Annotated in this window: 18 protein-coding genes; 7 read left to right on the top strand and 11 right to left on the bottom strand. The window is 70.0% G+C overall.

Annotated features, from left to right (window positions below; all coding sequences use genetic code 11):
• Positions 1–27 precede the first annotated feature (27 nt).
• On the bottom strand, positions 28–1,266 hold the full coding sequence (locus tag ABT114_RS35160; protein ID WP_351146995.1) for a wax ester/triacylglycerol synthase domain-containing protein: 1,239 nt from the start codon (positions 1,264–1,266) through the stop codon (positions 28–30).
• A gap of 179 nt (positions 1,267–1,445) precedes the next feature.
• Here ABT114_RS35160 and ABT114_RS35155 point away from each other — a divergent pair, with 179 nt between their 5' ends.
• The 5 genes from ABT114_RS35155 to ABT114_RS35135 all read left to right on the top strand — a co-directional run bounded on the left by ABT114_RS35155 (position 1,446) and on the right by ABT114_RS35135 (position 6,580).
• Entirely contained in the window at positions 1,446–2,204 is a 759-nt protein-coding gene (locus tag ABT114_RS35155; protein ID WP_351146994.1) for a methyltransferase, read from the top strand.
• A complete protein-coding gene (locus tag ABT114_RS35150) occupies positions 2,183–3,079 on the top strand; it encodes a phosphatase PAP2 family protein (protein ID WP_351146993.1) in 897 nt (298 codons plus the stop codon). The genes ABT114_RS35155 and ABT114_RS35150 overlap by 22 nt, the downstream gene beginning before the upstream one ends.
• On the top strand, positions 3,054–4,379 hold the full coding sequence (locus ABT114_RS35145) for an aminotransferase class I/II-fold pyridoxal phosphate-dependent enzyme (RefSeq protein WP_351146992.1): 1,326 nt from the start codon (positions 3,054–3,056) through the stop codon (positions 4,377–4,379). Before ABT114_RS35150 ends, ABT114_RS35145 begins: the two co-directional genes overlap by 26 nt.
• A gap of 82 nt (positions 4,380–4,461) precedes the next feature.
• Positions 4,462–5,574 (top strand): hypothetical protein, encoded by a 1,113-nt coding sequence (locus ABT114_RS35140; protein WP_351146991.1) that lies wholly within the window; start codon positions 4,462–4,464, stop codon positions 5,572–5,574.
• A gap of 10 nt (positions 5,575–5,584) precedes the next feature.
• A complete protein-coding gene (locus ABT114_RS35135; RefSeq protein ID WP_351146990.1) occupies positions 5,585–6,580 on the top strand; it encodes an NAD-dependent epimerase/dehydratase family protein in 996 nt (331 codons plus the stop codon).
• Positions 6,581–6,618: 38 nt separating this feature from the next.
• On the opposite strand, the gene ABT114_RS35130 is transcribed toward ABT114_RS35135, so the two are convergent.
• The 7 genes from ABT114_RS35130 to ABT114_RS35095 all read right to left on the bottom strand — a co-directional run bounded on the left by ABT114_RS35130 (position 6,619) and on the right by ABT114_RS35095 (position 16,163).
• Positions 6,619–7,830: a beta-ketoacyl-[acyl-carrier-protein] synthase family protein gene (locus tag ABT114_RS35130; RefSeq protein ID WP_351146989.1), complete on the bottom strand. Its 1,212-nt coding sequence runs from the start codon at positions 7,828–7,830 to the stop codon at positions 6,619–6,621.
• Positions 7,827–8,096: an acyl carrier protein gene (locus ABT114_RS35125; RefSeq protein WP_351146988.1), complete on the bottom strand. Its 270-nt coding sequence runs from the start codon at positions 8,094–8,096 to the stop codon at positions 7,827–7,829. Before ABT114_RS35125 ends, ABT114_RS35130 begins: the two co-directional genes overlap by 4 nt.
• A 303-nt stretch (positions 8,097–8,399) precedes the next feature.
• Positions 8,400–11,636 carry a S8 family peptidase gene (locus tag ABT114_RS35115; protein ID WP_351146987.1) on the bottom strand — a complete coding sequence of 1,079 codons (3,237 nt, stop codon included), beginning with the start codon at positions 11,634–11,636 and terminating at the stop codon, positions 8,400–8,402.
• A gap of 264 nt (positions 11,637–11,900) precedes the next feature.
• Positions 11,901–12,584 (bottom strand): ABC transporter ATP-binding protein, encoded by a 684-nt coding sequence (locus ABT114_RS35110; protein WP_351146986.1) that lies wholly within the window; start codon positions 12,582–12,584, stop codon positions 11,901–11,903.
• Between the two features lie 89 nt (positions 12,585–12,673).
• Positions 12,674–14,143, bottom strand: coding sequence for an ABC transporter permease (locus ABT114_RS35105; protein ID WP_351146985.1), 1,470 nt, complete (start codon positions 14,141–14,143; stop codon positions 12,674–12,676).
• 175 nt (positions 14,144–14,318) lie between these two features.
• Entirely contained in the window at positions 14,319–15,557 is a 1,239-nt protein-coding gene (locus ABT114_RS35100; RefSeq protein ID WP_351146984.1) for a L,D-transpeptidase, read from the bottom strand.
• 252 nt (positions 15,558–15,809) lie between these two features.
• On the bottom strand, positions 15,810–16,163 hold the full coding sequence (locus ABT114_RS35095) for a hypothetical protein (RefSeq protein WP_351146983.1): 354 nt from the start codon (positions 16,161–16,163) through the stop codon (positions 15,810–15,812).
• Positions 16,164–16,272: 109 nt separating this feature from the next.
• On the opposite strand from ABT114_RS35095, the gene ABT114_RS35090 reads away from it, so the two are divergent.
• Both ABT114_RS35090 and ABT114_RS35085 read left to right on the top strand, forming a co-directional pair.
• On the top strand, positions 16,273–16,587 hold the full coding sequence (locus tag ABT114_RS35090; protein ID WP_351146982.1) for an LAETG motif-containing sortase-dependent surface protein: 315 nt from the start codon (positions 16,273–16,275) through the stop codon (positions 16,585–16,587).
• A 41-nt stretch (positions 16,588–16,628) separates the two neighbouring features.
• Entirely contained in the window at positions 16,629–17,417 is a 789-nt protein-coding gene (locus ABT114_RS35085; protein ID WP_351146981.1) for a hypothetical protein, read from the top strand.
• A gap of 42 nt (positions 17,418–17,459) precedes the next feature.
• On the opposite strand, the gene hutH is transcribed toward ABT114_RS35085, so the two are convergent.
• The 3 genes from hutH to ABT114_RS35070 form a co-directional block, all read right to left on the bottom strand.
• A complete protein-coding gene (gene hutH / locus ABT114_RS35080; protein WP_351147164.1) occupies positions 17,460–18,998 on the bottom strand; it encodes a histidine ammonia-lyase in 1,539 nt (512 codons plus the stop codon).
• Between the two features lie 92 nt (positions 18,999–19,090).
• A complete protein-coding gene (locus ABT114_RS35075) occupies positions 19,091–20,233 on the bottom strand; it encodes a GGDEF domain-containing protein (RefSeq protein ID WP_351146980.1) in 1,143 nt (380 codons plus the stop codon).
• A 252-nt stretch (positions 20,234–20,485) separates the two neighbouring features.
• Positions 20,486–21,286, bottom strand: a complete 801-nt coding sequence (locus tag ABT114_RS35070; protein WP_351146979.1) for an enoyl-CoA hydratase/isomerase family protein — start codon at positions 21,284–21,286, stop codon at positions 20,486–20,488.
• Positions 21,287–21,507 lie beyond the last annotated feature (221 nt).

The raw sequence follows: 21,507 nt of genomic DNA, 5'->3' as shown, positions 1-21,507 counted from the left end.
GCACGGCGAAAACGATCTTCTCTGCCATCAGTGGCTTGGCACAGAGCAGGTGCCGTTCGTTCTACCGGCCGGAAAGGGACTGGCTAGCGGCGGGAAGGGCTGACCGGCGAGGTCTGCCAGGGTGTCCAGCTCACGGGCGACGGCGTCTGCCAGCAGGCGGGCGTCGCCGGGCCGGGTGTGACTGACCACGCTGAGGGTGAAGGCATCAGCGGTCTGGAAGAGAACGAAGTTCGCGGTCCCCGGCCGGTGCAGCGGCGGGAGCGCGGCGATCCGGAGCAGGGGCCGGCCGGCCAGGGAGCAGGGCACATGCCGCCACTTGAGAGCGGTGCAGGCGGATGCCGCGTAAGCGGGTGAGTAGCCGTGTGCAGCGAGCGCTTTCAGTGTCCATGGCCCCAGTCGTGCCGCTGCCTGGAGGACGGGGATGCACGCCTGTTGGGCCCTGCTCCGGGAGGGGATGGTGGCGGCCAGCTCCTGGCACGCCACCAGTCGGGCCGCCGGAGCGTCCAGGTCGACCGGAAGAGGAAGGCGGACGGCCAAGGCGAGGTTGCCCAGTTCCTGTGCGGTCTCGGGAATGCGCAGGTCCACCGGCACCGAGGCGTGGACCGGCGCCGAGCCCTTCGGCCGGCGGGACAGCGGGCCGTAGCAGTCGCGTAGGGCCCCGGCGACCGAGCTGAGGAGCAGTTCGGTGAGGGTCGCCCCCCGGCCCTCGGCCGGGAGGCGGCGGGCGGCTCGCACGGCCTGTGGGCGAAGGTCGGTCAATGCCACCGACGGATGCGCCTCCCCGGTAGGGGGAAGGGGGATGGCCTGGCCGTCCACCAGTTGCGCACGGAGTTCGTCCCTCACCTTCCGGTTCTGCTCCCGCTTCCGGACAGCCGGCTGCCGTCGCCCCGAGACGGGCAGCCGTATCGCCGGAGCGTCGTCCATCAGCAGCCGGAACAGTGTCATCAGGGAACTGCCGTCAAGGAGGGAGTGATGCGCCAGCAGCGCCAGGGTGAAGCCGCCGCTTTCCGGCCCGTGTCGTACGACGTGGAGCCGCCAGGGCGGCAGGTCGAGGGGAAGCGAGCGGCAGACGTTGTCGGCCAGCAGGTCTTCCAGCTCCTGGGAGGCGGGGACGATGTGGGCTGCCGGATCGAATCCGCCGGCGGCCACCCACTGGTGGCGCGCGATGAGGCGCCGGTAACCCCTGGGAACTCCGTCGGGCGGTGACTTCAGCACATGGCTCAACCGGAGCAGCGCGCCCCACCGCTCGGCGACCCGAGTCCGCATTTCCTCGATCCCGGGCGGTTCCCCGGAGAAGGTCGCGGCCACCCCAATGGTTTCCGGCAGGCCATTGAGGGCAAGCAATTCATCCGCAAGAGACAATGCTTCAATACGATGATCCATCAATATCCTTGCGTGCTGGGGTTATGCACTTTCTGCCGTGGCGAGTACCATAGCGCCCCATCATGCAGGTTTTTCCGTGGCAAAAATTCAGCCTGACCCTCGCCGGAACTCTCGGGGTGCGACTCGACAAGCCCGAGGGGCGACGCTGGAGAGTCTCCTCCTGGCTCGGAATGGTCACCGTCTATTACCTCGTCGATCTCTTGTGGATCAGATCGAACGGGACCCCTGAGGCGGCATTACGAGAACTGGCTGTCTGGTACGCCCTGACCGTGTGGGTGGTGTATTACGGAGGCATCATCCTGACGCTGGGGACGCTCCTGAAGCGACGGCTTACCACCCGCTTCGGGGAAGAGCGTGCCTATTTGGTCTACGAGGTGATCCTCGGCATCGTCTTTCTCAACCAGGGGTTTTCACAGGCTGTGCTCATGTTCGCCTTCGGCAGCAGCTTTCCCGATGCCGTGCCCGTGTGGGCGAGCTGTGCGATCGGCGCCGTGCTCGTCGCCGTCGGGGTCGTGTTCAAGTTGTGGGCCGCCCATCGGGCAGGTCTTGACACCTTCTACTGCCGTGACATGTTCCTCGACCGGCGCATCGACCACCCGGACCAGAGCGGCCTGGTGACCGACGGCCCGTACCGCTGGTTCAAGAACCCGATGTACGGCATCGGGACCGTGCACGCATACGGCGGCGCCATCTGGTGCCGTTCGCTTGAGGGCCTGGCTGTCGCAGCACTCTTCCAGTGCAGCATCTACCTCTTCTACGCCGTCGCCGAGCGGCCGTTCGTCAAGCGGGTCTACGCACCGTGCGCCCCGTCGACCGTCTGACCCTCGGCTACCTCGCGGTGGTCGCCGTCCTCGTCGCGACGTCACCGGCCCGAGTGGACGGTGCGCTCGGGCTGCTGCTCGGCTTCGGGGCCTGCGGGGCGCTGGTGGTGGCGAGTGCGGCGCTGGCGCGCCGCCTGCCGGAGAACCGTCTGGTCGTCTATGTGAGAGTGGGCATTTTCCCGGCCCTGACACTCTTCCTTTATCCGGCCGTCGAGCGGTACGCGCTGGTGCTGCGCGGCCGGTTCATGGACGATGACATCAACACCTGGGAGTCATGGGCCTTCGGCGGCCCTCCCAATGTCCTGCTGGACAGCGTCGCCTCGCCGCCACTCACCGAGGCCATGATGGCCTGCTACTTCTCCTTCTACCTGTTCGCCCTTCTGCCGCCGTTGTGGCTCGTGGCCCGTGCTCGCCCCCGCGACGCGGAGCGCTATCTGTACAGCCAGATGCTGGCCGTCTATCTCTGCTACCTGGGCTTTCTGCTCGTACCCTTGCGTGGCCCGGCCAGCGCACTGAGCGGCGAATTCAGCACCTCGCACCTTTCGGGCTACGGCATGACCACCCTGCAGACTCTCATCATGACCCAGGACCCGGTCGGCGCCTGTTTTCCGTCCGCTCATGTGGCCACTGCCTGGGCCGGGCTGCTGGCCATGCGTCGAATCATCTCGCCGACCGCCTTTTACACGTTCCTCCCCCTGGTTTGCGGCATCACCGTGGCCGTGGTCTACAACCGCTACCACTATCTCAGCGACGCACTCGCCGGGCTGGCCGTGGCATTTGTCGCCACCACGGTCGGCCGTCGGTTCGAGCCGTGTCCCCCGCCTCCCACTCTCCACCGGAGTTCGCCCCATGGACATCTTCGATCAGTGCCGTGAATTCGATTTCATCCGCGCATATGGCGTGGACGGCGTCCCGGCCTACTTCCGTCCCGTCCAGCCCGCCGACCGTCCGGGCGAAGTGGAGATCGACGGCCGCTCGGTGGTGATGGCCGGGTCGAACGACTACCTCGGGTTGGCCCAGGACCCCCGGCTGACGGAGGCCGTGGTGCGCGCCGTACGCCGACTGGGCAGCGGCTGCTCGGGATCCCGTCCGCTCAGCGGAACGCGTGACCTGCACGAACAACTGGAGCACGCCTGTGCGGCGTTCCTGGGGCGGGAAGCCGCCGTCATCGCACCCTCCGGCTTCCAGACCAACTTGATGCTGGCCGGGTTGCTCGGCCGGGGCGACGTGGTGCTGGGCGACCGGCAGAACCACGCATCCCTCGTCGACGCGGTACGGCTCTCCGGCGCGCGCTACCACCGGTATCGGCGCGGCGGCGTGGACCAGATGGAACAGCTACTGGCGGAGGCCGGTCCGAACGCCGGGAAGGTCATCGTCACCGACGGTCTGTTCTCCATGGAAGGAGACCTCTGCGACCTGCCGGGGATCGTCGCACTCGCCCGCCGCCACCGGGCTCGTGTGGTGGTCGACTGCGCACACGACCTGGGTGTGCTGGGCGCCTCGGGCCAGGGCGTGCCGGAGCACTTCGGCCTTGAGGACCAGGTCGACCTGGTCACCGCGACCTTCTCCAAGAGCCTGGGCTCGATCGGGGGGGTGCTGGCCGGTCCGGCCCAGGTGATCGACTTCGTCAAGTACACCGCCCGGGCGAGTGTGTTCACCGCGGCCATGGCCCCGCCCGCCGCAGCAGCGGCGCTGGCGGCTCTGGAGATCGTCCAGGCAGAGCCGGCCCGCCGGGCCCACGCGCTGGATGTGGCGGAACGGATGCACAACGGCCTGCGGGCACTGGGCTTCGACACCGGTCACTCGGTCAGCCCGATCATCCCGGTGACCGTCGGAGACCGGGAGACCTGCCTGTTGCTGTGGCAGCGGCTCCTGGACGGCGGCGTGTACGCCAATCCGATCGTCGCTCCCGGCAGGCCGGCCGGGGAGGAGATCATCCGGGCCTCCTTCACCCCGGCACACACCGACGCCCAACTGGACCGGGCACTGGAGGCGTTCGCCACCGCGGGCCGTGCCGCCGGCGTCATCCCCCGGACCCCGCCTGCCTCCTGGACACCGGTGCGCATCGCCCGTCCGACCGCCGGACCCGACACGGGGCCCGAGCCGGGCCCGAGGCCCAGCGCCGGAATCGCCCCCCAGCGCCAGGCCCCGGTCGCGACCGTACCGATCCGCTGACCGTCTCCCGAAAGGCCACCCCGTGTCCCTGTCCCTGTCAAACCCGCATCGCCCGGGAACCCGCCCGTTCCCTGGCGGTACCGTGCCGCTCACCGTCTCCCCCGTCGTCGGCCGTGCCGACCTCACCGCCTTCATCCGGCTGCCGTACGGTCTCTACGCGGCCGTCCCGCACTGGACCCCGCCGCTGGAGAGCGAGCACCGCGCCTTCCTCGACCCGCGCCGCCGCCACCCCTTCCACGACATCGCCGACGTGCAGCTGTTCCTGGCCCGCCGGGGCCGCGAGACGGTCGGCCGGATCGCGGCCGTGGACGATCCCCGCCTCACCCAAGGCGTCTTCGGGCTGTTCGAGTGCGTGGACGACAGCGAAACCGCCGCCGCCCTGTTCGACACAGCGTCCGAGTGGCTGCGCTCGCGCGGGCGCGACACCCTGCTGGGGCCGCTGAACCTGTCCACCAACCACGAATGCGGGCTGCTGGTCGACGGATTCGACACCCCGCCGGTCATGCAGATGCCATACAACCCGCCCTACTACCCAGGGTTGTTCGAGGCATACGGGCTGAAGGGGGCCAAGGACCTGTGGAGCTGGACGATCGACCTGACCGCCCCGATCCCCGCCCGGCTCACCCGGCTGCGTGACCGCATCGCCGAGCGCCACGACCACACGCTGCGCTCCCTCGACCTCGACCGCCTGGACAGCGAGGCCGCTGTCCTGCAGCAGATGTACAACGACGCCTGGTCGGACAACTGGGGGTTCGCCCCCATGACCGAGCGCGAATTCCTGTACGCGGCGCGGGATTTCACACCGCTGCTGCGCCACAGTGTCACCAAGATCGTCGAGATCGACGGGCGGCCTGTCGGCTTCGGCATGATCCTGCGGGACGCCGCCCCCGCGCTGCGCGCCGCGGGCGGGCGGCTGTGGCGGTACGGGCTGCCCCTCGGCGCCGTGCGGATGGCCCGCGCCCTGCGCCGGACGACCGGCGGACGGGCCCTGCTCATCGGGGTCCTGGAGGAGTACCGGAACCAGGGTGTCGACGTGCTGCTGCGGGTGGCCGGACTGGAGGAGGCCCGCGCGCTCGGCATGCGCACCGTCGACGCCTCCTGGACGCTGGAGAACAACACCTCCGCCAACCGGGGGATCGCCGCCATGGGCGGGGTCCGCGGCGTCACCCACCGCCTCTACGAGCGCCCTCTGTGAGGCGGTAGACATGCACATCCTCCTCACCGGGGCGACCGGGTTCGTCGGGCAGCGTCTGGCCCGGCACCTGATCGGGCAGGGGCACACCGTGACCGCCCTGGTCCGGGCCGTCTCCTCACCGCCCGCCCTCCAGCGGCTGCGTTCCCTGGGCGTGAGCTGCACCGTCACCGAGCTCCAGGAGAGCCGCACCCTGAGCTGCGCCCTGGGAGCGGCGGACGCGGTGATGCACCTGGCCGCCGTCACCAGGGCCGCCGATGCCCGGGACTACCACCGGGTCAACGCCGGGGGCACCCGCGCTGTGCTGCGGACCGCCGCCGCCCTCGACACGCCGCCGACAGTGGTGTTCTGCTCCTCGATCGCCGCCGCCGGCCCCTCGACCCCCGGCCGGCCCCGCACCGAGACGGACGCCCCCGCCCCCGTGTCGCACTACGGCCGCAGCAAACTCGCCGCCGAGGCCGTCGTACGTGGCCATGCCGACCGTGTTCCCGCGACCATCGTGCGCCCCCCTGTGGTCTACGGCCCCGGGGACCCGGGCCTGTTCCCCACTCTGGCGGGGATGGTCCGGGCAGGCGTCGGCGTACGACCGGCGCCCAGCGGCGCGCACTACTGCCTGGTCCACGTGGACGACCTGTGCGCGGCCCTGCTCACCGCCCTCACCGCAGGACGGCGCCTTGGACCGGAGGAGCCCGGCGCGGGGGTGTACCAGGTGTGCGACGGCACGCCCCGGAGCTGGCAGGAGATCTGCCGGTCGGCCGCCCGCGCGCTCGATCGGAAACCGCCACTGCTGCTGTCGCTTCCCCGGGCCGCCGTCATGGCCGCCGCGGCGGTCGCCGAGGCCGCCGCGCGCTCGCGCGGCGGACAGGCGCTGCTCAACCGGGACAAGGCCCGCGAGCTGGTCCAGGCGTCCTGGACCTGCACCAGTGACCAGGCCCGGGCCGAGCTGGGCTTCGTGCCCGTGCGAACGGCGCTCGACCGGGAGTTCCGCGCCGCTCTGGCCGACCCCTGAACCCTTCTCGGTCCCCTTGTACCTTTCTCAGCGCCTTTTCAGCGCTGCACCGGGGCCAGCACGAGGCATGCGTTGTGCCCGCCGAAGGCGAAGCTGTTGCTGATCACCGGCCCCGCGGGGAGCTTGCGCGGAGCCCCGCTGACCAGGTCCAACTCACATCGGGGGTCGAGCTGCGCAAGGTTCGCGGTCGGCGGCGCCAGCCCCTCGGCGACGGACAGTGCGGCGATCACCGCCTCCAGCGCCCCGGCCGCGCCGATCGCATGCCCGGTAACCGCCTTGGGCGCGGTCACCGGGACCGCGCCCGCACCGAAGACAGCGGTGATCGCCCGCGCCTCGGCCAGGTCGTTCAGCTCCGTCCCCGTGCCATGCGCGTTCACATGCACCACTTCTTGCGCCGCCACGCTCGCATCAGCCAGCGCCAGCTCCATACAGGCCCGCGCCCCTGCCCCCTCGGGATGGGGCGAGGTGAGATGGTAAGCGTCGGAGTTGCGCCCGTAGCCGGTCAGCTCCGCGTAGATCCGTGCCCCTCGGGCCCGGGCCGCTTCCAGCCGCTCCAGCACCACGAAGGCGGCCCCCTCGGCCAGGACGAACCCCCGCCGCCCCGCGTCGAACGGCCGCGAGGCCCCAGCCGGATCGGCGAACCCGGTAGCCAGGGTGCCCGCCCGGCAGAAGGCCAGCAGGTTCGTGGGCGTCAGCGAGGCTTCGTGCCCTCCGGCCACCACCACATCGGCGCTCCCGGCCCGGATCAGCTGCATGCCCTCGCCCACCGCGTGCCCACCCGAGGCACACGCGGTGGAGATCGTCAGGCTGGGGCCGCCGATGCCGTGCTCCGTCGTGATCCAGAAGGCCCCCGCGTTGGACATCATTTTCGGCACGTACAGTGCGCGGGGCCGCCCGATCCCCTCCTCCTGCGTGAGGACGCCGCCGTACGCGGTGCCGGTGACCACCGCTCGGCGCTCCGGCACGGCAGCCAGGCCACCCGCGTCCCGGACGGCGTCCGTGGCGGCGCAGAGCGCGAACTGCACCGACCGGTCGGTGCGGGCGACCTGTTTCGGTGTCAGGTAGCCCGCCGGGTCGAAGCCAGGGATCTCGCAGGCCACGTCGACCGGTAGTGCGCTCGCGTCGAAGGAGCGGATGGCTGCCGCCGCGGGCCGTGGCTCCAGCAGCGCCTTCCACAGAGCCTCCGGCGTGGTCCCGGCGGCGCTCCGCACCCCCAGGCCGGTGACTGCGACCCGTCGGTCCTTGCTCATGCGAGGGCTTCTCCGGCGGGGGTGCCCGCCCGGAGCGCCACGATGAGTTCGGCCACGTCCCCGACCGTGACCGCCCCCTGGATCCGGGAGGGCTCGGGGTCAATCCCGAAAACATCCCGGACGATCGCCTCCAGCTCGGTGAAGTCCAGGCTGTCGGCCCCCAGATCCCCCACAAGACGCGCCTGCGGCACCACCGACTCCTCCGGCACGGACATCACCCTGGCGCACAACCCGCGCAACTTGTCCAGGACTTCCTGCTGCTCCATCGGCATCCCTTCTCGCCCCCCTCCTCAACCCCTCCGCCAACTACTCTCGGTATCATACGCGTTGCACTAAGTAGCTGATCTGTTCGCTTCCGGGAGACGCTGATCGTCAGCTACGCCACCATCTCCGCCGCCACGACTTCGACGTCCGTCTCACGGACCGCGGCCGCACAACACGCGGGTCGAGGTCGCCGACCCCGACCCGCGCGCGCTCCCCGTGCTGCTTCAGACAGCCGCAGCGGACGAATCCGGCCGCGGCCTCGCCCTCCTCGACGCCCTCACGGCCGTCTGGTGCGAGCTGGAGGGCTACTTGCCGTAGTACGCGTTGTAGATCGTCACCGTGGACGTGTTCCCCTTCTTGTCGACGACCTTGGCGCGCAGGGCGATGCCCTTGCCCGCCGCTGGGTTCTTCACGGTGATCGTGCCGTTCTTGACCTGGACCTTCTTCCAGGTCTTGCCGTCGTACGCCACCCACACGGTCAGCGACTTGAGGTTGCCGCCCTTGGCCGCGCCCTCGACGGTGACCGGGTAGGTGACCGTCTTGCCCGCTGTCACCCTGCTGTCCAGGCCCGTCTTCGCGTCGAAGCGGACCGTGGCGGCCGGGAGGGTGACCGGCAGGTCGGAGGTGGTCTTCTTGGAGCGGAAGGTCCAGCTCGCGTCGATCCGGGTGGAGGCGTCGGCGACCTCGGTGCTGCGCCTGACCGAGGTGGTCAGCCGGTACGCGGCATCGCCGGACGGGACCGTGAACGCCTCCTCGCCGAACAGCGGGTCCTTGTTGGAGCCGACCTTGGTGCCGTTGCGGTACAGGGTCGTGGTCGCCGAGGTGAAGTCCGACGAACCCGCGTGCTTGCTCGAGTCGGCGAACAGCGGCAGGTAGCCGTAGATGCTGTTGCCGTCGCGGAAGAGGCCGTAGTACGGGTTCAGATGCGGGCCGAAGACCGCCGTGTTGAAGGTCTTCGTGTACTTCTGGCCCGCCTTGAACGTCTGCGGGTCGCCGAGGGTGTAGTAGGCGTCCGCGACCGGGAAGCCTTCGGCGTCCTTGCCGGCGTACTGCTCGAAGTCGAACGACCACTGGATCTTGTCCACCGTCGACAGGTACAGCGTGCGGATGCCCGGCAGCTGCTGCTCGACGGGGAAGTTGATGACGAGGTCATCGGGGAGGAAGCCCCAGGTGGTGAGGCCGCCGGTCTTGCCGGGGGCGGACGCACCGAGGTCGTTCTTCACCGTGGCGAGCTCGGCCGCCTTGAAGTGGTGGACTTTGGCGCCCTGGATCTTGGTGGCCTTGGCGCTGGTGGCCACGTCGTACTCGGTGCCCGCCCCCTTGGTCCACTGGCCGCTCCAGGTCTGGACGAGGCCGCTGGAGACGGCCGGGCCCAGGTGTGCCATGCGCAGGTCGGCGAAGGAGGTCAGGCCCACGCCGATAGCGACGCCCGCGGGCTCGTACATGTAGTCGATCGCCGCGGACACCGGTGTGGCAGTTGCGTCCGGGACCGTGATGTCGGCCGGCTTGGCGGTACGGGCGTCGATCGTCACCGTGGTGTTCTTGGTGACGCTCAGCTTCGGCTGGACCAGCCAGTCGAGGCCGCCCTCCAGCTTCACGAAGTCCTTGGCGATCCAGGCGTCCAGCAGGTACGTGCCCTTGGGCAGGCGCAGGGTCGTCGTACCGGAGTCGACGACCGGGACCTGGTAGCCGCGGTCCTTGCCGAGGCCCGAGTAGCCCAGCAGGACCGTGTTGTAGCTGTTGGTCGGCCGGCCGTCCTCGCCGATGTGCTTGACGGTGACGTTGTACGACTGCACCTCACGCTGCACCGCCGCGGCCGTACGGACCGTCTGGCCGCCGCCCGTCGCCGTCACGTACGCGGAGTACGCGCCGTCGACGGTGCCGCCGAGCTTGGTGTTGACGGTGACGTCGACGGAGGTCTTGCCGCCGGCCGGGACCTTGACCGTGGTGGCGCCGAGCTTGAAGAAGCCGGCCGGAGCCGCCTGGCCCTTGGGGTTGGTGGCGGTCGCCGACAGCTTCAGGGTGATGTCGGTCGTGCCGAGGTTGCGGTAGGTCAACTGCTTGGTGACCGGCTTGTCGTCGGTGTGCGGCCACTGCTGCACCCCGAAGCCCACCGACACCGGGTCGGCGACGACGGTCTGCTTGATGGCCTTGTCGACCTGGATACGGCCCGAACCCTGCTGGAACGGCGTGTACTTGCCGCCCTTCGCGGAGCCGGTCAGCGCGCCCTTCAGCTCGGCGTAGCCCCAGTCCGGGTGCTCCTGCTTCAGGATCGCCGCCGCGCCCGCGACATGCGGCGTCGCCATCGACGTACCGGAGATGGTCAGGTAGCCCGGGGGCTTCTCACCGACCTCCTGGTCGATGGCGCTGCCCTTGGCCGCGGCGGCCGTGATGTCCACGCCGGGCGCGGTCACGTCCGGCTTGACGGCGCCGTCACCGGCCCGCGGGCCGGTGCTGGACCAGGGAGCGAGGACGTCCTTGTCGTCGACCGCGCCGACGGTGATCGCCGCGTCCGCGCTGCCCGGCGAACCGACCGACTCCGGCCCCTCGTTGCCCGCGGCGATCGCGAAGAGGATGCCCTTCTCGGCGGAGAGCTTGTTGACCTCCGCCTCCAACGGGTCGAGCTCGGGTGTGTCCTGGCCGCCGAGGCTGAGGTTGACGACGTCGGCGCCCTGCTCGGCCGCCCACTCCATGCCGGCGAGGATGCCGGAGTCGTCACCGGAGCCGGTGTCGTCCAGGACCTTGCCGCTGAGGATCTTGGCGCCGGGTGCGACGCCCTTGTACTTGCCGCCCGACTTGGCGCCGGTGCCCGCGGCGATGGACGCGACGTGCGTGCCGTGGCCGACCTTGTCGGTGGCGTCGGCGGCCGTGGAGAAGTTCTTGGCCTCGATCACCTGGTCCTTGAGGTCGGGATGGGTCGCGTCGACCCCGGTGTCGAGTACGGCGATCTTGACGCCCTTGCCGTTGTAGCCGGCCGCCCACGCCTTGGGGGCGCCGATCTGCGGTACGGACTTGTCGAGGCTGGCCTTGCGGACGCCGTCGAGCCAGACGTGCGCGACGCCGGAGGCGGTCTTGTCGCCGTTGGTGACGGCGTCCCACAGTTCGGGCGTGTCCGCCTGCGGGGTCTGTAGCGCGTCCGCGTTCAGGGACTTGAGGGTCCGGCGGAGCGTGCCCGCGTCGCGGACGTCGGCCTTGGCCGCGGTGGCGGCGCCGGTGTAGCCGACGATGACCTTCAGGCCGTGCTGCTGGGACTTGCGGGTCGCGGACTTGTTCAGCTCGGAGATGTCGAACAGCCGCTGGTCCAGCTTGCCGGTGGCGACCAGACGGACCGCGTCGGCCGGGATGACGAGCGTGTGCCCGTCGGCCTTGCGGATCTGTACGGGTATGTTCTGGCGGCCCTTCGCCCGCTCCAGGCCGACGACCCGGCCCTGGGTGTCGACGGCGACCCGGTCGCCGGTGATCAGGGTGATGTGGTGCCTGGCCGAAAGCTGGGTCGCGGTGCTCGCGCGCTGCTCGGGCTTCGCCGACGCCGGGCTGGTCATACCCGCGGCGAGAGCAACTGCGGCCGCCGTGGCGACGGTTGCCGCGCACGCCTTTTTCACTTGTCTGCGCAAAACTCCCCCTGGTACTGGAGTGCCGGGTGATTTCCCCTCTCCCCCGGCCAGGGGGCATTCCCGTACGCATACGCGCACACCCCCCGGAATACGCAGTATGCCGGGGGGCGATCAGGCACCTCAATAGACAGGTACCTCACAGATTCGGCCTGTTGTGAGGCGCGGTCTCCTGTGCGAATTCGGCGGCCTCCGCTACGAGTTCGCGTTCTCCTTGATTGTGATCTTGCCCTTGCGGATGGTCGCCAGGCGCGGCGCCTTCTTCGCGATCGCGGAGTCGTGGGTGACCATGATGAAGGTCAGCCCGTGCTCCTTCCACATGCGCTCGAGCACCTCCATGATCTCGTCGCGCATGCTCTCGTCGAGGTTGCCGGTGGGCTCGTCGGCGAGCAGCACCTTCGGCTGCTTCACCAGCGCGCGGGCGATGGCGACGCGCTGCTGCTGACCGCCGGACATCTCGCTGGGCAGGTGCCCCAGCCGCTCGCCGAGTCCGACCGACTTCAGTGCCTCGGCGGCCCGTTCACGCCGGTCCTTCACCTTCACGCCGAGCGGTACGAGGGCGGTCTCGACGTTCTCCTGCGCGGTCAGCGTCGGGATGAGGTTGAACGACTGGAAGACGAAGCCGATGTTTTCGCTGCGCACCTTGGTGAGCTTGGCCTCGGACAGCTTGGCCAGATCCGTGCCGTCGAGGACGACCTCGCCGGAGGTCGGCCGGTCGAGTCCGCCGAGCATCTGCAGCAGCGTGGACTTGCCGCCGCCGGTGGGGCCCTGGATGACGAGCCGGTCGCCGTCGGCGATGGTCAGGTCGATGCCGTCGAGCGCGTGGACGGTGTCCTTGCCCCGCGTGTAGCGCTTGGTGACGCTTTTGAGTTCGTACATGGTGGGCAACTCCTGGGTGAAGGATGGGGATTGGGGCCCGCCTCACAGAGGGCGGGCCCCAGGGCCGCGGGAACCGTGCGGGGTGTCGGCTACTCGACGCGGCGCAGGGCGTCCGCCGGGCGCAGGCGGGAGGCGCGCCAGCCGCCGAAGGCGCCGGCGACCAGGCCGCCGGCGACGGCCAGGCCGACCGCGAGGACGACGGTGGTGACGCTGACGGGTGCGGTGAGCGCGACGTCGAGGGTCTTGGCCGCGGCCTGCCGGCCACCGCCGCCGAAACCACCAGCGCCGCCGGGGCCGCCCGCGTTGCCGCCGCCTCCGCCGCCGCCCGTCTGGGCCTCGAGCGTCGGGCTGATCGCGGTGACGACATACGCGCCCGCCAGGCCGAGCGCGATACCGAGGGCGCCGCCGAGCAGGCCGTTGACCATGGCCTCGCCGATGACCTGCCGGGTGACGCGGCCGGACTTCCAGCCCAGCGCCTTGAGCGTGCCGAACTCGCGCACGCGGCGGGAGACGGCCGAGGAGGTCAGCAGACCGGCGACCAGGAACGCGGCCACGAGCACCGCGATGGACAGCCACTTGCCGACGTTGGTGGCGAGGCTGGAGGCGGTGGACAGGGAGCCGGAGACGGTGTCCGCGAGGTCCGCGGAGGTCGTGACGGTCGTACCGGAGACGTTCTTCTGGATCGTCGACTTGACGCTGTCGATCTTCTGCGAGTCGGTCGCCTTGACGTAGATCGTGGTGACCTTGTTCTTCGAGTCGCTGATCGTCTGAGCCTGCGTCAGCGGGATGTAGACGTTGGCCGCGGAGTCACCGCTGTCGGCCGTGGCGACGCCGATCGCCTTGAACTTGACGCTCTTGATGGTGACGGTGGAGCCGACCTTGAGCTTCTTCTCCTTGGCGTACGCCGAGTCGAGGACGGCGACCTTGGCGTTGGACTCCGAGGTCTTGAACGTACGACCGCTGCTGATCTTGGAGGAGGTCAGCGGGCCGAGCGCCGGCTTGGTGACGTCGGTGCCGTAGACGGAGTAGTTGTTGACGTCGAAGTTGGCGCCGCCGCCCTGGACCTCGCCCTGCGGCTGGCCGTTGCCCTCGCCGCCGCCGGGGCCGCCCTGCTGGTTGCCGCCACTGTCGTTCTGCTGGAACTGGCCGCGGGTGAACTGGCCGCTGACCTTGATGACCTGGAGGCTCAGCCCGCCGACCGCGTCCGAGACGCCGCTCTGCTTGCCGACCTTGGTCACGGTCGAGGTGGCCAGGGTCTGGAAGCCCTGGACCATGACGCGGTCGGTGCTCTGCTCCTCGTCGGAGTCGTTGTCCTGCGCGTCGAACTGGAAGCGCGGACGCTCCGAGGTACTGGTGGCGGGCGCGGCGGCCTTGGTGACCGTCATGTCGGTGCCCAGCCCGTAGAGCGACTGGAGGACCTTGTCCTGGGCCTTCCCCATGCCGGAGGACACGGAGTTGACCACGATGACCAGCGCGATGCCCAGCGCGAGTCCGGAGGCGACGACGAGGGCCGCTTTTCTGCGGCGGCGCAGTTCGCGCCTCAGGTAGGTGAAGAACATGGCCGCAAGCTAGGTACGGCGCGTGATGACTGGATAAGGCCGAAATAAGAGAACGATGAGAAGGCTGTGTCCAGACCCCAAAAATCCTTTGCCCGGCCCCAGAAGAGCTGTGAAAACACCGATGCCGCCCTGTGGGGCGGCATCGGAGAGCTGTGAGCGGGCGGTGTCGGACGCGTCAGGCGGCCGAACCCGCCTTCCACTGCGCCCAGTCCATGTTCCAGCCGTTGAGGCCGTTGTCCGGGGAGACGGTCTTGTCGCCGGTGTTCTGGACGACCACGACGTCACCGATGATGGAGCTGTTGTAGAACCAGGCCGCCGGGGTGCTCGCGTCGTTGGCGCCCTTGGTGTCGGACAGGCCCACGCAGCCGTGGCTGGTGTTCACGCTGCCGAAGATGGACTTCGCGCCCCAGTAGTTGCCGTGCACGAAGGTGCCGGAGTTGGTCAGGCGCATGGCGTGCGGTACGTCCTTGATGTCGTACTCGCCCTTGCCGTCGTCGTCGGTGAAGCCGACCGTCGCGCCGTTCATCCGGGTCTCCTTGAACTTCTCGGAGATCACCATCTGGCCCTCGTACGTCTTGTTCTCGGGCGAGCCGGCCGAGATCGGGATGGTCTTGACCGTCTGGCCGTCCTGCGTGACCTTCATCTGCTTGGTCTTCGCGTCGACGTAGGTGACCTGGTTGCGGCCGATGTGGAAGGTAACCGTCTTCTGCTGCACACCGTAGACACCGGAGGCGCCCTCGACACCGTCGAGCGCGAGCTTCAGCGTGATGGTGGAGTTCTCCTTCCAGTAGTCCTCGGGGCGGAAGTCGATGCGGTTGGCGTTGAACCAGTGACCGACGACCTCCTGACCGCTGCTGGAGGTGACCGTGATGCCCTTCTGGACGGCGGCCTTGTTCTCGATCGCCTTGTTGAAGTTGATCGACACCGGCATGCCCACGCCGACGGTGGAACCGTTCTCCGGCGTGAAGTTCCCTATGAAGCTGTTGGCCGGGGAGACCGTGGTGAACGAGGCGTTCTCGTGGGCCGCGCGGCCGTCGGAGTCCTTCGCGCTGGCCGCCACCTTGTAGGTGGTGGAGCGCTCCAGCTGGGCGCTGGGCTTCCAGCTCGTCTTGTCCGCGGAGAGCTGGCCGGCGACGGCGGTGCCGTCGGCGGTCGTCATCGACACATCCGTGAGCGTGCCCTTGCTCACGGTGACGGCCGCCGAGTTGTTGATGGAGGCGTTGGACGAGCCGTCCTTTGGTGTGATCGTGATCTGTGCCACTGACGTCTTCTGGGCCGCCGCCTCGTCGACCTTGGCCTGCGAGGTGTCGCCACCCCCGGACGCGTCCGCGTCGCCGGAACACGCCGTGAGCACAAGCACACCGCCGAGCAGTGCGGACGCGGTCATCAGCCTGCGCCGCTTACTGTCCGTCATCACACGCTTCTCCATCGTTGCCGATTATCCAAATCCCCGAGAACCCCGTTAGAACACCCAACGCTACGACCGGTTCGTCCCATTTCACATAGTTCTCATGTGTGGGTCGCACCACGTCCGCCAGGCGGTCGCCCGCCGGGGCCCGTGGTGCGGGTGTCGGTCAGTGCGCCCCTTGAGGGACCAGTGCGCCCCTTGAGACGACGAAACCCCGGGCGGCGGTTGCCGCCCGGGGTCATGAATTCCCCAAGCCGCTCAGCCGATGCCGGACACGCGGTCGTCATCGTCGTCCTCGACCACATCATCCTCGTCGAGATCCCAATCAGGCGAATCCGGGTCGTAGTCGATCTGCTCGCTCGACCAGGAGGCCTGCTGGAGCTCCACTCCGGGCACCCCGCTGACCAGGTCGAACGGGTCCACGAGATACGCGAGGGCCTCCGCGGTGTCTTCCGTCACAGCGCTCTCGGCGTGCGCCCGCTCGTCGCCCGGCAGTTCGACGTCATCCGCGATCCGCCGCAGCGCCGCCTCCGTCACGGCGTCCGCGTCGTCCACTTCCACAACAAGTTCCACGCGAAGCCGTACAAAACGTGATGTCTCTTCATTGCTCATGCCCGGAGCGTACGGCTCCGTCCTCCCGTAGCTTTCCCGCGACCCGCGACTTTCATTAGCATCGCCCTACACGGCCAATTCACCAGCGCCACAAGGGGATCGATATTCCGTGCCATCCGTTCGCCGTCCGTTGCTGACCGCCACCGCCGCGGGGACCCTCCTGGGTGCCCTCTGGTTCGTCCCGTCCGCGAACGCGTCCCAGGACAGCCCGGCGAGAACGCAGCCCTCGGTGACCGCGCCCGCCCAGGCCACCACGCAGGCGCGGGCCGCGTCCGCGGCCACGACCGAGCTGGGGAGCGAGACCCAACTCGCCGACACCGGAAGCTTCGACACCACCCCTTACGTGGTGGGCGGAAGCCTCTTCCTCGCCCTGGGAGCGGGTTTTGTGGTGTATTCGGTACGCCGCGAACGCCTGGGCTTTTAAGCAGCTTGACGTTTCTTTGACTCAACCTTCATAGTCCGCTCATGAAGAGATCATCGGGGGCGCGTATCGGCGCCACGGCTGCCGTGAGCGTGTTGTCGCTCGCCCTCATCACGGGCTGTTCTGACGAGGGGTCGGACGACTCCAAGGGATCGGGTTCCTCCTCCTCGTCGCCCACCGCCCAGGCCGCGAAGGCGCTCACCACGGCCGAGTTGAAGAAGCTGCTCATCGCCCAGGGCGACGTCAAGGGATACAAGGTCGAGGCGACCGACGAGTCGTACCCGACCTCCAAGAGCGCGGTGAAGGTCGACAAGGCCGAGTGCCAGCCGCTCGCCTACACCATGGGCGGCCTCGCGCCGGGTGACACCGACGCGAGCGTGAGCATCACCGCCACCGAGGAGAAGTTGCCCACGGGCAACTCCACGTCCCTGGAGGACATGACCGAGGACGACCTCGCCAGCGCCTTCGACGCCGACACGACCCTCGTGAGCCTCTCCTCCTACGAAGGTGACGGCGCCGAGAAGACCTTCAAGTCCGTTTCCGACGCGGTCGCGAGCTGCGCCGGCGGGTTCACCATCTCGGCGCAGGGCGAGGACCAGAAGCTCGCCAAGATCGCTCCGGAGAAGGCTTCCGGCACCGGCGACGAGTCGGTGGCGTTCGCCGCGTCCGGCGCGATGGAGGAGGGCGGAACGGGCGACGTGCACACCGAAGTGGTGCGGCACGGCAACACCATCGCCACGTACTACACGCTCAACCTCGGCAAGCTGACGTCCGGCAAGCCGTACACCGTCTCGTCCGTCGTGGTCGACGCCCAGGCGGCCAAGCTCAAGTGACCTTCGGGGCCCCGCCGTACGACGGCGGGGCCCCGAACTGTCCTACTGCAAGGGCCCGGTGACCGTCTCCACGGCCTCCACCAGCCGGCCCGCGCGCACGAACGCGTCCGCGGCGGCGAGGTCGGGCGCGAGGAACCGGTCCGGACCGGGACCCTGCACACCCGCCGCCCGTACGGCGTCGATGGCCGCCTGCGAGGCCGGCGCCGGGGCGAGGCCCTCGCGCAGCTCGATGGCGCGGGTGGCCGCGTACAGCTCCACGGCGAGCACGCGCGCGAGGTTGTCCACGGCCGTGCGCAGCTTGCGGGCCGCCGACCAGCCCATGGAGACGTGGTCCTCCTGCATGGCGGAGGACGGGATCGAGTCCGCCGAGGCGGGCACCGCGAGCCGCTTCAGCTCGCTCACCAGCGCGGCCTGCGTGTACTGGGCGATCATGAGCCCGGAGTCGACGCCGGCGTCGTCCGCCAGGAACGGCGGCAGACCGTGGCTGCGGTTCTTGTCCAGCAGCCGGTCGGTGCGGCGCTCGGCGATGGAGGCCAGGTCGGCGGCGGCGATGGCGAGGAAGTCGAGGACGTAGGCCACCGGGGCGCCGTGGAAGTTGCCGTTGGACTCGACCCGGCCGTCGGGCAGGACCACCGGGTTGTCCACGGCCGACGCCAGCTCGCGCTCGGCGACCAGCCGGGCGTGCGCCATGGTGTCCCGGCCGGCGCCCGCGACCTGCGGGGCACAGCGCACCGAGTAGGCGTCCTGGACGCGCGGGGCGTCGTCCTGGTGGTGCCCGGTCAGGCCCGAACCCTTCAGCACGGCCAGCATGTTGGCGGCGGCGGCTCCCTGACCCGGGTGCGGGCGGATGGCGTGCAGCTCGGGGGCGAGGACCTTGTCGGTGCCGAGGAGGGCTTCCATCGACAGCGCCGCGGTGACGTCGGCGGACTTGTAGAGGGTGTCGAGGTCGGCGAGGGCCATGATCAGCATGCCGAGCATGCCGTCGGTGCCGTTGAGGAGGGCGAGGCCCTCCTTCTCGCGCAGCTCGACGGGCGCGATGCCATGCTCCGCGAGAAGCTCGGCGGCGGGACGGACGACCCCGTCCCGCCCCTCGGCGTCGCCCTCACCCATGAGCGTCAGGGCGCAGTGGGACAGCGGTGCCAGGTCGCCGGAGCAGCCGAGGGAGCCGTACTCGTGCACGACCGGGGTGATGCCGGCGTTCAGCACGTCCGCCATGGTCTGCGCGACCTCGGGCCGCACACCGGTGTGCCCGGAGCAGACGGTCTTCAGCCGCAGGAACATCAGGGCCCGTACGACCTCCCGCTCCACCCGGGGTCCCAGACCCGCGGCGTGCGAGCGGACGATGTTGCGCTGGAGCTGGGCGCGCAGTTCCGGGCTGATGTGCCGGGTCGCCAGCGCGCCGAAGCCGGTGGAGACGCCGTAGACGGGCTCAGGCTTGGCCGCCAGCGCGTCCACGATCTCGCGGGCCGCGGCGAGGGCCGCCACCGCCTCGCCGGAGAGCTCGATCCGGGCGCCGTCGCGCGCCACGGCGAGAACGTCGGACGCGGTGACCCCGGACGTCCCCACCACCACAGTGTGCATATCCATATTCAGGAGCGTACGCACTGAATTCCAGGATGTCACCAGTGGATGGCCGGTTCACCCCTTACCGATTCGGTCACACGCCCGGGGCGTCAGCGGCGCCCACGGAAGCGGCGGCGCTCCGGGGTCGTCTCCCGCGAGGGCTCGTCCGCCAGTCGTACGACGGGATCGTCGGGGCCCTCCCGCCCGGCGACGACCGGCTTGGCCGCCCGGACGGCCTTGGCCTGGTACTGGGCCGCGTCGGCCAGCCGGAACAGCCGACGGGCCGAGTGGACGGGCCCGATGGCGTTCTCGGTGGACGCGACCCCGCAGGCGACCCCGTCGCCGAGCTCCAGCTCGGCCGCGCGGCGGCACAGCTCGCCGGCGATCTTCACCACGTCGTCGGCGGGCGGGCCGACGGCGAGGAGACAGAACTCGTCCCCGCCGAGCCGGGCGGCGAGGGCGCCGGGCAGCATCGCTCCGCACAGTGACAGGACGGACCCGAACCGTTCGAGGAGCCGGTCGCCGACGGCGTGCCCGCGGGTGTCGTTGACGCGCTTGAGGCCGTTGATGTCGCAGACGACGAGGCTGACCGGCGCACCGTCCCGCCGGTGCCGTTCGATCGCCTCGTCGAGGTGTGCGTCGACGGCACGGCGGTTGGCGAGCCCGGTGAGCGCGTCGGTGAACGCGAGCCTGCGGGCCTCCTCCAGCTGCTCGATCTGGGCGATCCCGGCGGCGACGACGGAGGCCAGGACGGTGGCGAAGTCGGCGTCAGCGCGGTCGAAGACGGGATCGTCGGCGGAGCGGGCGACATAGAGCTCACCCCAGGCACGCCCGTGCAGCACGATGGGCGCAACGACACAACACCCACGCCCCCGCCGACGCAAGGCAGCGACCCGCTGATGGCAGTAACCGAAACCACCGGAGGCGGGGCCGAAGGCCGTCTCGACCCAGGCGTCGGGCTCACCGCCCGCGGCCCAGCGCTCGTGCAGGAACTCGGTGATCTCCGGGAACTGGTGCACCGGATAGGCCTCCCCCTCGGGGAACTCCTCCTCGTCCGGCGCCCGGTCCCCCACGTTCACGAGAACCCGCAGCCGGCCGAGCTCCCGCTCCCACGTCGACAGCGCGGCGAAGTTCCCGGACAGCGCCCGGCACGCCCCGAGGGCCGCCGCCCGCCATGACTCACGCGGGTCGTGGGCCGCCGCCATGCCCTGCGCCAACGCCACTACGGCCGCGAGCCGCCTGTCCTCACCCATCACTCCAGGTTAGGGAGGTTTGATGCCAATCGGGACATTGATACGGCGAACAGGTGGACGGTCGAGAACAGGTGGGCCGCCGGAACACGGAGACCGAAACGCGGACGGCCGAAACGCGGAAACGAGCCCCTGCCACGCCCCGGACCCGACCCCGGACCCAGCCCCAGCCCCGACCCCGACCCCGACCCCGACCCCGACCCCGACCCAGCATGGATGATCAGCCGTCCCGCTCCCCCGTCCCGCTCCTCCGGCTCACTCCCCCGGCCACTCCGGCTTCCGCTTCTCGTTGAACGCCGCCACGCCCTCCGCCCGGTCCCCCGAGAACGCCACCGACCGCCACGCCGCGTCCTCGACCTCCAGCCCCGCCCGCAGATCCAGCCCGTGCCCGAGCCGCAGCGCCCGCTTCGCCGCCCGCAGCCCCACCGGCGAGTTGGCCGCGATCCGGGACGCCAGGGCCAGCGCCTCCTCCCGGTCCCGCCCCTCCTCCACCAGCACGTCCACCAGGCCCAGCTCCCGCGCCTCGACGGCCTCGACCCGCCGCGCCGTGAAGATCAGCTCGGCCGCCCGCGCGGCCCCGATCCGGCGGGGCAGCAGCTGCGTACCTCCACCGCCCGGAATCACGCCCACGGACACCTCCGGCAGCCCCACCACCGCCGTACGGTCGGCCACGATCACATCGCAGGACAGCGCGAGCTCGAAGCCCCCGCCGAGCGCGAACCCGTGCACCGACGCGACCGTCGGCACCGGCAGCTCCAGCACCCCGGTGTACGCACCCCGCGCCACCGGCCGCTGCCGCACCAGCTCGGCGTCGCTGAAGGAGTTGCGCTCCTTCAGGTCGGCGCCGACGCAGAACGCCCGCTCGTGCGTCGAGGTCAGCACGACCACCCGTACATCCCGGTCGGCGCCCAGCGCGGCGCACGCCCCGGCGATCGACCGGGCCATCTCGGTCGAGACGGCGTTCATGGCCTTGGGCCGGTCGAGGGCGAGCTCGGCGACGTGCCCGTCACCGTGCCGCTTCACCAGCACGAACTCCCCGAACCGCTCCTCGCTCATAACACCCTCCGGTTAACGCGGGTTAACAGCCGACATCGCCCCGATCATCGCAGCCGGGCCCCGCGCGGGAAAGGGCGAGCGCCCACGAGACCGGTTCCCGTGTCACCTACCGATTCCCCGTTCGAGTGACATCCCGCCCAACTACGACCCCACCGCCCACGGGAGCGCATAACGTGCGCTCCGCCACGGCGCATCGGGGGCACGAGCGCATCGGGGAGGGG

It is taken from the genome of Streptomyces sp. NPDC002088 (assembly GCF_040296605.1).
Classification (GTDB): Bacteria; Actinomycetota; Actinomycetes; order Streptomycetales; family Streptomycetaceae; genus Streptomyces.
The sequence above is the reverse complement of the archived record's forward strand: the minus strand, read 5'-3'. Positions and strand labels throughout refer to the sequence as shown.

Bases quoted from the DNA above. Each gene is read 5' to 3' on its own strand.
- ABT114_RS35160 (WP_351146995.1), bottom strand. From the start codon at position 1,266: ATGCGGACTCGGGTCGCCGAGCGGTGGGGCGCGCTGCTCCGGTTGAGC.
- ABT114_RS35155 (WP_351146994.1), top strand. From the start codon at position 1,446: ATGCAGGTTTTTCCGTGGCAAAAATTCAGCCTGACCCTCGCCGGAACT.
- ABT114_RS35145 (WP_351146992.1), top strand. From the start codon at position 3,054: ATGGACATCTTCGATCAGTGCCGTGAATTCGATTTCATCCGCGCATAT.
- ABT114_RS35135 (WP_351146990.1), top strand. From the start codon at position 5,585: ATGCACATCCTCCTCACCGGGGCGACCGGGTTCGTCGGGCAGCGTCTG.
- ABT114_RS35130 (WP_351146989.1), bottom strand. From the start codon at position 7,830: ATGAGCAAGGACCGACGGGTCGCAGTCACCGGCCTGGGGGTGCGGAGC.
- ABT114_RS35125 (WP_351146988.1), bottom strand. From the start codon at position 8,096: ATGGAGCAGCAGGAAGTCCTGGACAAGTTGCGCGGGTTGTGCGCCAGG.
- ABT114_RS35115 (WP_351146987.1), bottom strand. From the start codon at position 11,636: ATGACCAGCCCGGCGTCGGCGAAGCCCGAGCAGCGCGCGAGCACCGCG.
- ABT114_RS35110 (WP_351146986.1), bottom strand. From the start codon at position 12,584: ATGTACGAACTCAAAAGCGTCACCAAGCGCTACACGCGGGGCAAGGAC.
- ABT114_RS35105 (WP_351146985.1), bottom strand. From the start codon at position 14,143: ATGTTCTTCACCTACCTGAGGCGCGAACTGCGCCGCCGCAGAAAAGCG.
- ABT114_RS35100 (WP_351146984.1), bottom strand. From the start codon at position 15,557: ATGACGGACAGTAAGCGGCGCAGGCTGATGACCGCGTCCGCACTGCTC.
- ABT114_RS35095 (WP_351146983.1), bottom strand. From the start codon at position 16,163: ATGAGCAATGAAGAGACATCACGTTTTGTACGGCTTCGCGTGGAACTT.
- ABT114_RS35085 (WP_351146981.1), top strand. From the start codon at position 16,629: ATGAAGAGATCATCGGGGGCGCGTATCGGCGCCACGGCTGCCGTGAGC.
- hutH (WP_351147164.1), bottom strand. From the start codon at position 18,998: ATGCACACTGTGGTGGTGGGGACGTCCGGGGTCACCGCGTCCGACGTT.
- ABT114_RS35075 (WP_351146980.1), bottom strand. From the start codon at position 20,233: ATGGGTGAGGACAGGCGGCTCGCGGCCGTAGTGGCGTTGGCGCAGGGC.
- ABT114_RS35070 (WP_351146979.1), bottom strand. From the start codon at position 21,286: ATGAGCGAGGAGCGGTTCGGGGAGTTCGTGCTGGTGAAGCGGCACGGT.